The organism is Ruegeria sp. CE8 (assembly GCF_056537465.1).
Map to the genome: position 1 here is coordinate 87788 of NZ_JBQFRP010000012.1, position 12712 is coordinate 100499.

At 57.8% G+C, this 12712-nt stretch carries 18 protein-coding genes; 14 read left to right on the forward strand and 4 right to left on the reverse strand.

Translation table 11 applies throughout. The features are described from left to right. The first annotated feature begins 4 nt into the window (after positions 1–4). The 5 genes from ACR0AA_RS18165 (at position 5) to ACR0AA_RS18185 (ending at position 3199) form a co-directional block, all read left to right on the forward strand. Positions 5–604, forward strand: a complete 600-nt coding sequence (locus ACR0AA_RS18165) for an LPS export ABC transporter periplasmic protein LptC (RefSeq protein ID WP_480665453.1) — start codon at positions 5–7, stop codon at positions 602–604. 3 nt (positions 605–607) lie between these two features. After that, complete coding sequence (locus ACR0AA_RS18170) at positions 608–1099, forward strand: LptA/OstA family protein (RefSeq protein WP_480665452.1); 492 nt, start codon at positions 608–610, stop codon at positions 1097–1099. After that, positions 1099–1857, forward strand: a complete 759-nt coding sequence (gene lptB / locus ACR0AA_RS18175) for an LPS export ABC transporter ATP-binding protein (protein WP_480665451.1) — start codon at positions 1099–1101, stop codon at positions 1855–1857. Before ACR0AA_RS18170 ends, lptB begins: the two co-directional genes overlap by 1 nt. 253 nt (positions 1858–2110) lie before the next feature. Further along, the gene (gene hpf, locus ACR0AA_RS18180) at positions 2111–2674 is read left to right on the forward strand and encodes a ribosome hibernation-promoting factor, HPF/YfiA family (protein WP_058273067.1); all 564 of its coding nucleotides are present in this window, start codon (positions 2111–2113) and stop codon (positions 2672–2674) included. Positions 2675–2734: 60 nt separating this feature from the next. Beyond that, positions 2735–3199, forward strand: a complete 465-nt coding sequence (locus ACR0AA_RS18185; RefSeq protein ID WP_480665450.1) for a PTS sugar transporter subunit IIA — start codon at positions 2735–2737, stop codon at positions 3197–3199. Between the two features lie 61 nt (positions 3200–3260). Here the strand turns inward: ACR0AA_RS18185 and dalA are convergent, their stop codons facing one another. Beyond that, the gene (gene dalA / locus ACR0AA_RS18190) at positions 3261–3776 is read right to left on the reverse strand and encodes a divisome-associated lipoprotein DalA (protein ID WP_480665449.1); all 516 of its coding nucleotides are present in this window, start codon (positions 3774–3776) and stop codon (positions 3261–3263) included. Between the two features lie 169 nt (positions 3777–3945). Here dalA and ACR0AA_RS18195 point away from each other — a divergent pair, with 169 nt between their 5' ends. After that, positions 3946–4545: a L,D-transpeptidase gene (locus tag ACR0AA_RS18195; RefSeq protein WP_480665448.1), complete on the forward strand. Its 600-nt coding sequence runs from the start codon at positions 3946–3948 to the stop codon at positions 4543–4545. A gap of 139 nt (positions 4546–4684) precedes the next feature. Then, the gene (locus tag ACR0AA_RS18200) at positions 4685–4867 is read left to right on the forward strand and encodes a hypothetical protein (RefSeq protein ID WP_170379961.1); all 183 of its coding nucleotides are present in this window, start codon (positions 4685–4687) and stop codon (positions 4865–4867) included. 75 nt (positions 4868–4942) lie between these two features. Here ACR0AA_RS18200 and hemH read toward each other — a convergent pair whose 3' ends face one another. Further along, positions 4943–5992 carry a ferrochelatase gene (gene hemH, locus ACR0AA_RS18205; RefSeq protein ID WP_480756587.1) on the reverse strand — a complete coding sequence of 350 codons (1050 nt, stop codon included), beginning with the start codon at positions 5990–5992 and terminating at the stop codon, positions 4943–4945. 56 nt (positions 5993–6048) lie between these two features. After that, positions 6049–6879 carry a methyltransferase domain-containing protein gene (locus tag ACR0AA_RS18210; protein WP_480665446.1) on the reverse strand — a complete coding sequence of 277 codons (831 nt, stop codon included), beginning with the start codon at positions 6877–6879 and terminating at the stop codon, positions 6049–6051. Positions 6880–6895: 16 nt separating this feature from the next. On the opposite strand from ACR0AA_RS18210, the gene ACR0AA_RS18215 reads away from it, so the two are divergent. The 5 genes from ACR0AA_RS18215 (at position 6896) to ACR0AA_RS18235 (ending at position 9931) form a co-directional block, all read left to right on the forward strand. Then, on the forward strand, positions 6896–7624 hold the full coding sequence (locus tag ACR0AA_RS18215) for a ComF family protein (protein ID WP_480756589.1): 729 nt from the start codon (positions 6896–6898) through the stop codon (positions 7622–7624). Positions 7625–7661: 37 nt separating this feature from the next. Further along, a complete protein-coding gene (gene grxC, locus ACR0AA_RS18220; RefSeq protein WP_480665444.1) occupies positions 7662–7919 on the forward strand; it encodes a glutaredoxin 3 in 258 nt (85 codons plus the stop codon). Then, the gene (locus tag ACR0AA_RS18225; RefSeq protein ID WP_480756593.1) at positions 7919–8749 is read left to right on the forward strand and encodes a carbon-nitrogen hydrolase family protein; all 831 of its coding nucleotides are present in this window, start codon (positions 7919–7921) and stop codon (positions 8747–8749) included. The genes grxC and ACR0AA_RS18225 overlap by 1 nt, the downstream gene beginning before the upstream one ends. Before the next feature lie 14 nt (positions 8750–8763). Then, entirely contained in the window at positions 8764–9204 is a 441-nt protein-coding gene (locus ACR0AA_RS18230; RefSeq protein WP_480756595.1) for a MarR family winged helix-turn-helix transcriptional regulator, read from the forward strand. Positions 9205–9265: 61 nt separating this feature from the next. Further along, on the forward strand, positions 9266–9931 hold the full coding sequence (locus ACR0AA_RS18235; protein WP_480756598.1) for a hypothetical protein: 666 nt from the start codon (positions 9266–9268) through the stop codon (positions 9929–9931). A gap of 106 nt (positions 9932–10037) precedes the next feature. On the opposite strand, the gene ubiG is transcribed toward ACR0AA_RS18235, so the two are convergent. Further along, positions 10038–10784: a bifunctional 2-polyprenyl-6-hydroxyphenol methylase/3-demethylubiquinol 3-O-methyltransferase UbiG gene (gene ubiG, locus ACR0AA_RS18240; protein WP_480665441.1), complete on the reverse strand. Its 747-nt coding sequence runs from the start codon at positions 10782–10784 to the stop codon at positions 10038–10040. A 48-nt stretch (positions 10785–10832) separates the two neighbouring features. Here ubiG and pip point away from each other — a divergent pair, with 48 nt between their 5' ends. Next, positions 10833–11810 (forward strand): prolyl aminopeptidase, encoded by a 978-nt coding sequence (gene pip / locus ACR0AA_RS18245; protein WP_480756600.1) that lies wholly within the window; start codon positions 10833–10835, stop codon positions 11808–11810. After that, on the forward strand, positions 11807–12628 hold the full coding sequence (locus tag ACR0AA_RS18250; RefSeq protein ID WP_480665439.1) for an ABC transporter substrate-binding protein: 822 nt from the start codon (positions 11807–11809) through the stop codon (positions 12626–12628). Before pip ends, ACR0AA_RS18250 begins: the two co-directional genes overlap by 4 nt. Positions 12629–12712: the final 84 nt, after the last annotated feature.

The following is a 12712-nucleotide window of genomic DNA, read 5'->3' on the forward strand; positions in this document are numbered from 1 at the left end:
ACCGGTGGACGGACATTCACGCATGGTGCAATTCCTTAAGGTGGTGCTGCCGCTGGTGGCCATTGGAATGCTGTCGACCGTCTTCCTGCTGTCACGCAGCATCGAAACCAACGTGAGCGTTCCCTTCACGCAACAGGACATTGATAAGCGCTTGGCGGACCAGGTGGTCACGCAACCCGACTATCGCGGCACCACTCGAAAGGGAGAGGACGTTCAGATCGAAGCCACCAGGGCCACCCAGGGGACCGAGGGCGAAGCGCCAACCGCCGCCGAATTCCGCGGCCGTCTGGGCCTTTTGAGCGGCGGTGTAATTACGCTGGATTCCAACTCAGGATTGATCCGTCCGGACAAGAATACGGCTACCTTTGTAGGTGATGTGGTTATAACAACAACGGACGGTATCGTCGTTACGACCGATCTGTTGAACACTGCGCTGGACGAAATTCGCGGCGACACGCCCGGTCAGGTCGACGGAACCGGTATTATCGGTGATTTCACCGCTGGAAGAATGACATTTGGAACGGAAAAAAAAGACGGCCCGGTCCATATTATTTTTACAGACGGTGTAAAGTTGGTGTATGAGCCAAAAAAAGCAGAAAGATAACCTGTGTTCTATTTTCGTTTAGCCCTTGCAAGCTGTGCTCTGGTAACCGGCGCGTTCTCTGTATCCGCACAGGAAACACAGATCGCCTTTGGATCCGCGAATGCTGATCCCAGCCTGCCGGTCGAGGTGACATCGGAAAAGCTGAACGTAAATCAGGAAGATGGCTCGGCCGAGTTTTTGGGCAACGTGATCGTGATTCAGGGTGAAATGCGTCTGACCGCAGAACGCGTGCTTGTCATCTACAACGAAGAACGTTCGGGCATCGAGCGGATGGAAGCGACCGAGGATGTCGTCCTGGTCAGCCCACCGGATGCAGCCGAAGGTGATTGGGCGGAATACACCATCGACTCGGGCGAGATCGTCATGAAGGGCAACGTTCTGCTGTTGCAGGGGCCAAGCACGATCAGCGGCGACCAGATGAACGCCAACCTGACCACGGGCAAGGCGACGATGACGGGCAACGTGAAGACGATCCTGCAGCAGGGGGCCAACTGATGGCCCAACCAAATCTGACCGTGGCTGAAGGTGCCTCCGGCCTGAAAATCGAAAAACTCCGCAAGTCCTATCGCAAAAAGACGGTGATCCGCGACGTGTCCATGACGCTGGGCCGGTCCGAAGTCGTTGCGCTGCTGGGGCCGAACGGGTCGGGCAAGACCACGACCTTCTACTCGGTCGCGGGTTTGGTGTTCCCCGAGGCCGGCACTGTTACGATTGACGGGCAGACGGTCACGACATTGCCGATGTATCGCCGGGCGCGTTTGGGGATTGGCTACCTGCCTCAGGAGATGTCGATTTTCCGCGGTATGAGCGTCGAGGATAACATTGCCGCCGTTCTGGATATCACCGTCAAACATGCCCACCGCCGCAAAGAGCGACTGGAAGAGCTGCTGTCCGATTTCTCGATCGAGCACCTGCGCCGCGCACCGGCGTTGGCTTTGTCGGGTGGTGAACGCCGTCGAGTCGAAATCGCGCGCTGTCTGGCCGCTGATCCGAAATATTTGCTGCTGGATGAACCTTTTGCAGGGGTCGACCCGATCAGCGTTGGTGATATCCGCCATCTGGTTGCGGATCTGAAAAAGCGCGGAATCGGTGTTCTGATCACGGACCACAACGTCCGGGAAACGCTGGAAATTGTCGATCGCGCCTATATCCTTCACGACGGTCAGGTCCTGATGTCCGGAACGCCCGACGAGGTGGTCGAAAACGAAAACGTGCGTCGCGTCTATCTGGGCGAAAATTTCCGTATTTCATAGGTTTGCGCAGATTTGCGCCGAGTGCATGGCGGAAATCACGTATATACACGCCTGTTTTGATTGACTCTTCCGCCGTCTCTTGCCTCAATTGGCACATGGCATTTCCTCGGTTCCCGACTGGATCACGACGCCCCTTCCTGGAAGGGGAACCGGTGCGGCTACCGCAGGTAATGCCGATATCCCCCACCCGATAAAAACAAGTGCGTCGTGTAACGTGACGTCAGAAATGGGTGTGAATTGTGAAGGAGATCACATGCGTTACCAAATCAGCGGAAAACAGATCGACATCGGTGCGGCCTTGCAGACTCACGTGCAGACCGAACTGGGCGAGGTCGTGGGCAAATATGCCCAACGTCCTACGGATGCCAACGTCGTCTTTTCCCGTTCAGCGCATGAATATGTATGCGAAACAACAGTGCATCTTTCCACTGGCCTGACGGCTCAGGCCAAGGCACACGCAACCGAAATTTACGCGGCGTTTGAGGGATGCTGCGATAAGATGGAAACACAACTGCGCCGGTATAAACGCCGCCTGAAAGACCATCACAAGGATCGGTCTGAGCCTGTTGAACTCTTCGGGGCGTCGTCTTATATCCTCGCTTCTGACGAATCGGAAACGGCTGACGAACCGGACACACTGCAGCCCATGATTGTGGCTGAGATGGAAACCAAGATCCCATCGCTGAGTGTTGGCGAAGCCGTAATGCAGATGGAACTTGCCGGCGCCCCGGTGCTGGTGTTCCGGAATGAGAACAAGGACGGATTGAATGTCGTGTACCGTCGGGAAGACGGGAATATTGGCTGGATCGATCCGTAACAGGCAAGAGTAGCAAGGCGCGCCCCTGCTTTGGCGGGGGCATCGCCGTGGAGCGTGATCATGGAGCTTTCGAGCATTCTAAAGCCCGAAGCAGTACGTGTGTTGTCCGCCGCTTCCAGTAAGAAGCGGTTGTTTCAGGAGATCGGCGACGTTGCGGCCGGTACCCTGGGTATGGACGCGCAGGCAATCGTCGATTGTTTGTTGGAACGTGAAAGCCTGGGACCAACCGGCGTTGGGCATGGCGTGGCATTGCCGCACGCCCGGCTTACTGATCTGGAGGCTGTCGCCGGTGTGTTTGTCATGCTGGAGAAGCCGATTGATTTCGGATCGGTAGACCGGCAGCCCGTTGATATCGCGTTTGCGCTTTTCGCTCCGGAAGAGGCGGGCGTGGATCACCTCAAAGCCCTTGCGTTGGTTTCCCGGACGCTGCGCGACACATCCGTGTGCACAAAGCTGCGGGCCAATCCCGATCCGGTCAAGCTCTATGCAATTCTGACCGAGGCGCAGTCCATGCAGGCTGCCTGAAGTATCGAACACAAAAAAGCCCCCGAATTTCGGGGGCTTTTTTGTTTGATATGGGCTGTGGTTAACCGCCTGTGCCCATTTCCAATGTCCACCAGATTTTGCCACCGTTTTCCTGATGCCACGCGAACCCCATCTGGGTCGCTCTGGGATCCATAATCACCGCGCGCGGACCGGGCTCCTGCATCCAGGCGGCCAGTGTTTCGGTTTCGGTCTCGTAGGTTTCCGAAATCGCTTCGCCCAGGAACGATCCGTAGTAGCCGACGCGTTGTGCGCGGTCCAATGGCGACGATCCGTCTGAACCGAAATGCCAGGGGCGGTTTTGCCGGGCCATGTCTTTGGAATGTGTGGCCGCAGCGGCGTTCAGTTGAGAATTGAGTTGAACCGCTTGCAGACCCTGCGCCTGGCGCAGCGCATTCACGGAGTCCAGCATGCGGAATTGGAGTTTTTCCGGGTTGCCTCGGATTTTATAGACCGTCGGCAAAGGGCGGCCGTCCGAGCCGTATGTTGGGGTGCTGCTTGGGGTACATGCAGCCAGCGCAACAAAGCAAAGGAGCAGTAAAGAAAAGATACGCGTCATGATCGACCTGATTATTGTGTCGACATACGGCATAGCGCGCCATGCGGGCTTGGGCAAACCTGCAATGGCTGATTCTTGCGTGAATCTGCCGGTTTGATTTGCGATTGACGCATTCTGGCAATAAAATGCGTGAAAATTTCAAGTCAGCTTTAGCAAAGGACCGCTCGTGATGGTCAAGAAAACCATTCCCTCGTCAAGCCGCCGCGGATTTCTGGCCGGTGCCTCGGCTTTGTTGGCCTCGCCGGCGATCGCACAATATATCCCCGGAGATCCGCTGCGTCCCGCGCCCGAACCCGAACCACAAGTCCGCCGCAATGTGTCGGGTTTCAGAGCGCTCGACTGGCAGCCTTATTTTTCGAACACAAGAAATGGGGCCATTCTGGTCGATACGGTGTCGCGGGCGCTGCATTATTGGTCTGACGACCAATCGGTTTACAAACTCTATCCTTCTTCAGTTCCACTGACCGAAGAACTGACTCGTCGCGGACGCACCAGCGTCATTCGCAAGGTCGAAGGCCCAAGCTGGTCGCCGACGCCGTCAATGAAGAAAAGAAATCCTGAATGGCCGGACTATATTCCGCCGGGTCCGGATAACCCGTTGGGAACACACGCTTTGTACCTCAGCTGGAAGTATTATCGCATTCACGGAACGCACGATACGCGCAAAATCGGGCGCCGTTCGTCAAACGGCTGTATTGGTCTGTTTAACGAGGACATTGCCGAACTGTTCTCAATGGCGAAGGTCGGCACGCAAGTGTTGCTAATTTGACGACATTTCCGCGCACGAACCCGCTTGCGGTTTAAGTTCCAATTGCATTCCAGCCGGATAGCTGATTAGAAAAAACCACGAGGTAAGTCTTGAGTGTGCGGTTTCGCTATATGGAATCGTGCAAATTCTGGAGGTTAATATGAAGAAACTCGTTCTCGCCGCTGCACTGACTGCTGCTGCTTCGACCGCATATGCTGGCAACCTGGAAGAGCCGGTTGTTGAAGCACCGGTTGTTGTTGAGGAAACTCAGGGTACGTCGCAGGGCATCATCCTGCCGCTGATCCTGCTGGTCGTCGTTGCCGCAGCTGTTGCAGCAAGCTAATTTGACGAGCACAATCTAGAGAAAAGGCGGTGGATCGCTCCACCGCCTTTTTTCACGTCCGGATGATCGGGCCGGTCAATCCAGCCAGCCGCGCAGATTGTCCTGAATCACTTTGCCCAACGCTGCGATGTGCGAATCATCGTCATTGAGGCAGGGGATATAGGTGAAGGTTTCACCGCCCGCTTCCTCAAAGCTTTCCTTAATCTCTTCGTTGATCTCTTCCAGCGTTTCGATGCAATCGGCGGAAAATGCCGGTGCGATGACGGCGATGTTTTTCTTTCCCTGACGCGCCAAATCCGCCACGTGATCGACCGTGTATGGTTTCAGCCATTCCTCCGGCCCGAATCGCGACTGGAAGGTCGAGACAAGCTGCTCGTCTGACCATCCCAGCCGGTCTTTCAGCAGCCGGGTCGTCTTTGCGCATTGGCAGTGATAAGGGTCGCCTTGCTGCAAGTACCGCTCGGGCATACCGTGATAGGAGCACACCAGAATGTCCGGTTTGGTTTCCATCGCTGCATAGGCTTTTTCAACAGATTCCGCCAAAGCGGCGATATAGGCGGGTTCGTCGAAATAGGCAGGAACAGTGCGGGAGGCCGGCTGCCAGGCTTCCTCCATCAACGCCCGAAAGAACTGATCGTTTGCCGTGGCGGTCGTTGCGCCCGCATATTGTGGGTAGAGCGGGAAGAACAGAATGCGGTCGCAGCCTGCTGCAACCATCTCGCGCACTTTGGATTTGGTCGATGGGTTGCCGTACCGCATGCAAAAATCGACCATCACTCGATCGCCATACCGTTCCTGCATTGCGTCCCGCAGTTTGGCCGTCTGATCCTTGGTAATCGTCATCAGCGGGCTTTCGCCCTTGTCGTGGTTCCAGATCGACTTGTACGCCTCGCCCGAGCTGAACGGGCGTTTGGTCAGGATGATCCCCTGCAGGATCGGCTGCCATTTCCACTTGGGATAGTCGATCACGCGTTGATCCGACAGGAACTCGTTCAGGTAGCGGCGCATCGGCCAATAGCTGTAGTCATCCGGCGTGCCTAGATTGGCCAGCAGAATGCCGACGCGGCCCATTTTGACCTTGGGGTGGTCGGCGGGGGCATGATCGGGGCGAGTGGCGTCAAACATTTGATGCTTCCTGAGATTTCTCTGTTCCGGCTGAGATAACCGGAATCGTCCAATCGTCAATTGGACAGTTTGCCTTCATTTGTCCCAAGCGCGTCTGCAAGGCGCGCCTGAGCTGATCCGGGGCGCAACGGTTTTTGCTGGCTGTCGTCGGGCGACCAGCCCGTCAGGCATATCAGTTCAAAAGTGGCTGCCAGACGCCCCTGAGGTGTTGTGAAATGGTCGGCGTATACTTGCTGTGCCCGGGCAAAGATCTGCCGTCGGGTCGGCTGTTTGATACGCCCGGACAAGCTGTTGGTTTCACCCATCGCACGCAGATCGTGCATCAGGTGGGTCAGATCGCGATATTCCGCCGTAAGGCGCGCGGAGTCCGCTACCGGCAGGGCCAAGCCCGCCCTTTGCAGCAATCCTCCCAGATCACGCAGCTCGGCCATGGGGGCGATGCGGGGGCTAAGGCCTCCGGACACCTCGATCTCGGCCTGCCCGAGGGCTGCGCGCAGCTCGTGCAGGGTTTCACCGCCTAGACATACCGCCAGCAGCAAGCCATCGGGTCGCAGGGCGCGGTGGCACTGGATCAGCTGCCCCACCGGATCGTTGGCCCAATGCAACCCCATGGCGTGGATCACCAGATCATGCGCGCCCGGGGTCAGGGCCAGCACGTCATCATCCGCAACGACTTCGGCACCCGGCAGAAAATCACGCCAGATAGGGGCAAACGGCGTCACGATCGCCGGAGCCGTAAAGGTTTTGTTAACCATGGAGAGCCGATCCTCCACCTCGTCCACAGCAGCGCGGTGCAGGAACAGCGCATCGTCCTGCGCGCGGGCGCGGTGCCGGGCAAGTGTCGGGCGATCAAACAATGAGGGTGCTTTGGACTCAGGCAGTTTCATAGGGCGCAATTATCGCATGTGGCAGCGAATTCAAACCGCTGTCGCGCTGATCTACCCCCCGCGTTGTCTGGGATGTGGGGATCTGACCGAAGCAGATTTTGGCCTCTGCGGGTTCTGTTGGCGCGATACACCTTTCATCGGTGGGGTCGTCTGCGAAAGTTGCGGCGTGCCGCTGCCGGGGTCTTCGGATGGGCATCGGATCGAGTGTGACGATTGCATGGCCGCGCCGCGCCCGTGGCGGGATGGTCGTTCGGCCCTTTTGTACGACCGCAAGGCGCGGTCGTTGATTCTGGCGCTGAAACACGGTGACAGGCCGGAACTGGCGCGTCCTGCCGCCCGCTGGATGGCCCAGGCCGGGCGAGAGTTGTTCCGGGAAGGTATGCTGTTCGCGCCGGTGCCTCTGCATTGGTCCCGGCTGCTTAAGCGCCGCTACAACCAATCTGCCTTGCTGGCGCAGCATCTGGGGAAAGAGGTTGGGCTTGAGGTATGTCCGGACCTTCTGCTTCGCCGTGTTCGGACACCTGTTTTGGACGGCAAGACAGCGGCTGAGCGGGCAGAGACTCTTGGGAATGCCATTACAGCCCACCCAAAGCGGGTACATCGGATGCAGGGGCGCGATGTTCTTCTGGTCGACGACGTGATGACCTCTGGCGCAACCTTGGCCGCCTGTGCGCGTGTCTGTCTTGCATCCGGGGCAAATCATATTTTCGTGTTGACCCTAGCGCGCGTTGCCAAGGATGCCTAATTCGCCCAAGGTTATGCGAAACGCGAAGGTACGGAATATGAAACCGGTAGAAATCTACACCTCACCGCTCTGCGGCTTTTGTCACGCGGCCAAGCGCTTGCTGAAGCAGAAAGGCGTCGAATTTAAGGAAGTCGACGTGCTGATGCATCCCAAGCGCAAGCCCGAGATGATCCAGCGCGCCGGTGGCAAGCGGACCGTGCCGCAGATCTTTATTGGTACGCAGCATGTAGGTGGTTGCGACGACCTGTATGAGTTGGAGCGCCAGGGCAAGCTGGACAGCCTGCTCGCAGCCTGATGAAAACCGCGCTGCTGCAGATCACCTCGTCGGACGATCCGGCCGAAAATATGGACAGGGTTCGCGCCATGATGGCCGAGGCAGCGGAGCAAGGCGCGCGGTTCATCCTCACGCCCGAGGTGACGAACTGCGTGTCCACCAGCATCACGCGGCAGCACGAAGTCCTGCAGCACGAAGAAGATGACCAGACGCTGGCGGGCCTGCGGGAACGGGCCGCCGCGCTGGGTGTCTGGTTGCTGATTGGCTCTCTTGCGATCAAGACCCATGACGCGGATGGCCGCTTTGCCAATCGATCCTTCATGATCGACCCGCAGGGGCAGATCGTGGCGCGGTACGACAAGATTCACATGTTCGACGTGCAGGTCACCGAATCCGAGACCTTCCGCGAATCAAAAAACTACCGACCCGGCAACAAGGCCGTGATTGCCGACACCGATTTCGGCAAAGTCGGGATGACGGTCTGCTACGATGTCCGGTTCCCGCATCTCTATTCAGCATTGGCAAAAGCCGGAGCGCGCATTCTGACGGTCCCGGCAGCCTTTTCGCCGGTGACGGGTGCTGCACACTGGGAATCCCTGCTGCGCGCGCGCGCGATCGAGAACGGCTGCTGGGTACTGGCCCCGGCCCAAACCGGGGAACATCCCAAAACCCGCGGAAAAACGCGCTATACCTACGGCCACAGCATGGTGGTGGCGCCTTGGGGGGACGTCGTCATCGACGCAGGGACCGATCCGGGCATTCACTTTTTCGATTTGGATGATAGTTCTGTGACAGAGGCGCGCAGTCGCGTGCCCTCACTGACTCACGTGCGGCCCTTCGACGGGCCCTGACCCAGAACCGGACTATGACAGACGACACCAATGCCCTCGCGGTTACGCTGTTCAGCGAGATTTTGACCGCAGACCAGCTATTGCGTAACCGGCTCAGCCGGGTGCTGCCCAAGGGCATGGAAATCTCGCACTTCTCGGTGTTGAACCATCTGGTGTTCGTTGGGGGCGAACGCAGCCCGGCACAACTGGCCAATACGTTCCACGTGACCCGAGGCGCGATGACCAACACTTTGGCCAAACTGGAATGGGCCGGATACATCCATATCCGCCCCGACTGGGACGACGCCCGCCGCAAGATGGTCGCCATCAGCCCAGCCGGCCGCCGCGCGCGCGATCAGGCGATTTCGTCGATTGCCCCGCTGATAAACCGCGTGGTCGGAGAGTTGGGGCTGGAGCGGGTGCGGAGTACCTTGCCGGTGCTGCGGGATTTGCGGTTGCAGTTGGAGGGGGAGTAGAGTTTCTTCCCATTGATTGAGCTGTTCAGGCTGGGTATCAACCCCGGCGGGAAGAAGTGGATTGAGATATTACATAGCCTTGTTCGCTATCATGGCCGCTTTGTTGACAGGTTGCACCAAAAAGGCGGACTGGCATCAGAAAATGGTGCTGTATTTCGACACACCCGACGGTCCCATGACCGCGTCGAGCGTGATCCGGGTGGATTTCACCGGTGCTATGGAATGGGCTGGTGATCTGGATCATGATCACACTGATCTGACAGGTGAAGCAGTGGTCGCTGATCTCGGCGGACGGTATTTGTTTGCGTTGATAGAAGAAGACGCAGGCAGGATGATTGTGCGTGCGCTACCTCCAGACAAAAAGGGGCAGTCATTTAAAAGCTCTATTCGCTGGATCAAAAAACAGACCGAGCCCTTAGATTTGCCCATGAAGCTTTGGCCACGATTGGTCACTTACAAAGATGTTAAGAATCCAACTTCGGTTGAACTTTTTGACCCCGCTAATATCGCCGCAGCCTTTGACAATGGTTATTCGCTTAGCAGAGTTACAATTCAGGTGACGGAAGAACCTTTGACTAAAGGGCGTGTTGAGGCGGTGTTGAATAGTGACTTCTTCAGAGACGGAGCCGCAATGAGAAAAGCGGCCTTGGCCCGTGGTTCCAATGACAAATTCTTTGATTCGCTTGCGGCAGAGTTGACTCGAAACAAGTTTATTAGGGAGGAATAAACAGAGCTTGCCGATTAAACTTTAGAAAAGCCCGGCAAGCCTAGGATGGGCTTCTAACCCATCGCTCAAGATCAAAAAAGCTTGCAAGATGGGTTGAAAACACATCTTACCCCGGCTTCACACTCGCCGTCACATAATTCACGCTCAAATCCCGGTCCGAGATCGACCAGCTCCACAAGATCGGGTTGAACACGAATCCCTTGCGGTCCACCGGCTCCAACCCAGCTTGGCGCAATAGGTCGAACAACTCATCGGGGGTGATGAACTTGTTCCATTCATGCGTGCCGCGCGGCAGCCAACGCATGACGACCTCGGCCCCGAAGATGGCCATCGCATAGGATTTCGGATTGCGGTTGATGGTCGAACAGATCAGCAATCCGCCCGGTTTCAGCAAGTCTTGCGATGCGGTCAGAAAGCCAAGGGGGTCGGCCACGTGTTCGACCACCTCCATGTTCAAAACCACGTCAAACTGCTCACCCGCAGCGGCCATGTCCTCGGCAGTGGTGTGGCGATAGTCAATGTCCAACCCGGACTGTTCCGCGTGAATGCGGGCGACGGGAAGGTTGCCCTCGGCGGCATCGGCTCCCACGACCTCGGCCCCCAACCGCGCCATTGGTTCGCTCAGCAACCCGCCGCCGCAGCCGATATCCAGTAAACGAAGACCTTCGAAGGGCTTTGGCGACTTCAAATCGCGATCAAATTCGCCTGCGATCTGCTGTGTGATATAATCCAGACGACAGGGGTTGAGCATGTGCAGCGGTTTGAATTTTCCATGCGGGTCCCACCATTCCGCAGCCATCGCTTCGAATTTTGCGATCTCGGAAGGGTCAACCGTGTTCGGATGCGCTTGCATTCCTGTCTCCGTATGCTCTTTTACGCTTAAGGACTATATAGGGCCATAATGGACAAGTACCCGGACCAAAAGCGCGCAGTTCAATATCTGTACCCGCCGATCGACCCTTTCGACCAGCGCATGGTCGATGTGGGCGACGGGCACCGTATTTATATGGAGCAATGCGGAAGTCCCAACGGCATTCCGGTGGTGATTCTGCACGGGGGACCGGGCGGCGGCTGCAGCCCTGCCATGCGGCGCTATTTCGATCCGAACGTCTATCGGGTGATTCTGTTTGATCAGCGCGGATGTGGACGATCGCGCCCGCACGCCTCGGTCACGGACAACACCACCTGGCATCTGGTGGCCGATATCGAACGGTTGCGGACCTTGCTGGACATCGAAGACTGGACCGTTTTTGGCGGCAGCTGGGGGGCGACTCTGGCGCTGGTCTACGCCCAATCTCACCCGGACCGGGTGAACAGGCTGGTGCTGCGCGGTGTATTTCTGGCGACGCAAGCCGAGCTGGACTGGTTCTACGGAGGTGGCGCAGGCAAGTTCTGGCCGGAGCAATGGTCCAAGTTCACAGCCCTGCTGTCCGAAAATGAGCTGAGCGATGCCATCAGCGCTTATAACAAACGTCTGTTCTCGGGCGATCGCGCCACGGAGATTCTGTATGCGCGGGCCTGGTCCAGCTGGGAAAACGCGCTGGCTTCGATCCATTCGCACGGTGCGACCGGTGAAAGTCCGGGTGAATATGCGCGGGCCTTTGCGCGGCTTGAGAATCACTATTTCATCAACAAGGCGTTTCTGGAATGGGACGGTCAGATTCTGGATCAGATGGACCGGATCGCGCATATTCCCGGCCACATCGTGCAAGGACGGTATGACATGATCTGTCCGCCTCAGGCCGCTTGGAACCTGGCCGAGCGCTGGCCGAATGCCGAGCTGAAGATGGTTCGTCAGGCAGGCCACGCCCTGTCCGAACCCGGAATCAGCGCTGAACTTGTCCGCATCATGGACCGTGTGGTAGAGGGCGCATCATGACCCGGATCGACCGCCGAGCTTTGTTTGCATCTGGTGCCGCTGCTGCCCTGCTTGCCGCAACGGGTGCTTCGCTGGCGGATACACCCAAGGTCGGCGGATCGCTGCGTCTGGCGGTGCCGCGCGATGACAGCCTTGAGCAGGTCGCCCGTGGCGCAGTGTTCGATACACTCACCGAAATTGCGCCCGACGGAACCCTGCGGGGTGAGCTGGCCACCGGCTGGCAGACCGACGCGCAGGCCCGTGTCTGGACCTTTGACCTGCGTGATAACGCTGTGTTCCACGATGGTGCCCGTCTGGATTTACAAGATGTGATGGCGGTGCTGGGCGATGTCGGACGGGTCGAAGCATTGGCTGACAACCGCGTGCGGCTGGAGTTGACCGAGGCCAATCCGGGCCTGCCGTTCCTGCTTGCCGACAGCCGATTTGTCATTACCCAAGACGGGCAGGGTGTGACGCCCTTGCAGAATGCAAATGGCACGGGATGCTATCGCGTCGAGCGCGCGGAAGACGATCGCCACTTCTTTGGGCGTCGGATCGCGGGTCACTACAAGGACGGTTCGGCAGGCTGGGCTGAAACCTTGGAGATCATCGTGATTCCCGACGCGCGCGTCCGCGCCGAAGCCTTGCGCGACGGTTATGTGGATATCGCAGCGCTGCCGCATGGTCAGGGGTTGAACGGTCAACGCGGATTGCGCTTTTTCCCAAGCGAAACGGACATGGCGCTGGCCGTTGCCGGGCATGTCGGCATGCCGCGTCAGGTCGGAACGGACCGACCACTGGACGATGGGCGAGTCGCTGAACGGTGGTGGTTGATTTAATCGCCGACAACTCGCCTGACTTCAACTTTGTGCAAATATTTGCTATTGTGTACACTTCATTAGTTTAAATGTTTCGCGAATGGG

What these genes read in the sequence shown, in the direction of transcription:
- ubiG (WP_480665441.1), bottom strand. Translation starts at nt 10,784, where the DNA reads ATGCAAGCGCATCCGAACACGGTTGACCCTTCCGAGATCGCAAAATTC.
- pip (WP_480756600.1), top strand. Translation starts at nt 10,833, where the DNA reads ATGGACAAGTACCCGGACCAAAAGCGCGCAGTTCAATATCTGTACCCG.
- ACR0AA_RS18185 (WP_480665450.1), top strand. Translation starts at nt 2,735, where the DNA reads ATGGAGCTTTCGAGCATTCTAAAGCCCGAAGCAGTACGTGTGTTGTCC.
- ACR0AA_RS18215 (WP_480756589.1), top strand. Translation starts at nt 6,896, where the DNA reads ATGTGGCAGCGAATTCAAACCGCTGTCGCGCTGATCTACCCCCCGCGT.
- hpf (WP_058273067.1), top strand. Translation starts at nt 2,111, where the DNA reads ATGCGTTACCAAATCAGCGGAAAACAGATCGACATCGGTGCGGCCTTG.
- ACR0AA_RS18250 (WP_480665439.1), top strand. Translation starts at nt 11,807, where the DNA reads ATGACCCGGATCGACCGCCGAGCTTTGTTTGCATCTGGTGCCGCTGCT.
- grxC (WP_480665444.1), top strand. Translation starts at nt 7,662, where the DNA reads ATGAAACCGGTAGAAATCTACACCTCACCGCTCTGCGGCTTTTGTCAC.
- lptB (WP_480665451.1), top strand. Translation starts at nt 1,099, where the DNA reads ATGGCCCAACCAAATCTGACCGTGGCTGAAGGTGCCTCCGGCCTGAAA.
- ACR0AA_RS18195 (WP_480665448.1), top strand. Translation starts at nt 3,946, where the DNA reads ATGGTCAAGAAAACCATTCCCTCGTCAAGCCGCCGCGGATTTCTGGCC.
- ACR0AA_RS18225 (WP_480756593.1), top strand. Translation starts at nt 7,919, where the DNA reads ATGAAAACCGCGCTGCTGCAGATCACCTCGTCGGACGATCCGGCCGAA.
- hemH (WP_480756587.1), bottom strand. Translation starts at nt 5,992, where the DNA reads ATGTTTGACGCCACTCGCCCCGATCATGCCCCCGCCGACCACCCCAAG.
- dalA (WP_480665449.1), bottom strand. Translation starts at nt 3,776, where the DNA reads ATGACGCGTATCTTTTCTTTACTGCTCCTTTGCTTTGTTGCGCTGGCT.
- ACR0AA_RS18230 (WP_480756595.1), top strand. Translation starts at nt 8,764, where the DNA reads ATGACAGACGACACCAATGCCCTCGCGGTTACGCTGTTCAGCGAGATT.
- ACR0AA_RS18200 (WP_170379961.1), top strand. Translation starts at nt 4,685, where the DNA reads ATGAAGAAACTCGTTCTCGCCGCTGCACTGACTGCTGCTGCTTCGACC.
- ACR0AA_RS18210 (WP_480665446.1), bottom strand. Translation starts at nt 6,879, where the DNA reads ATGAAACTGCCTGAGTCCAAAGCACCCTCATTGTTTGATCGCCCGACA.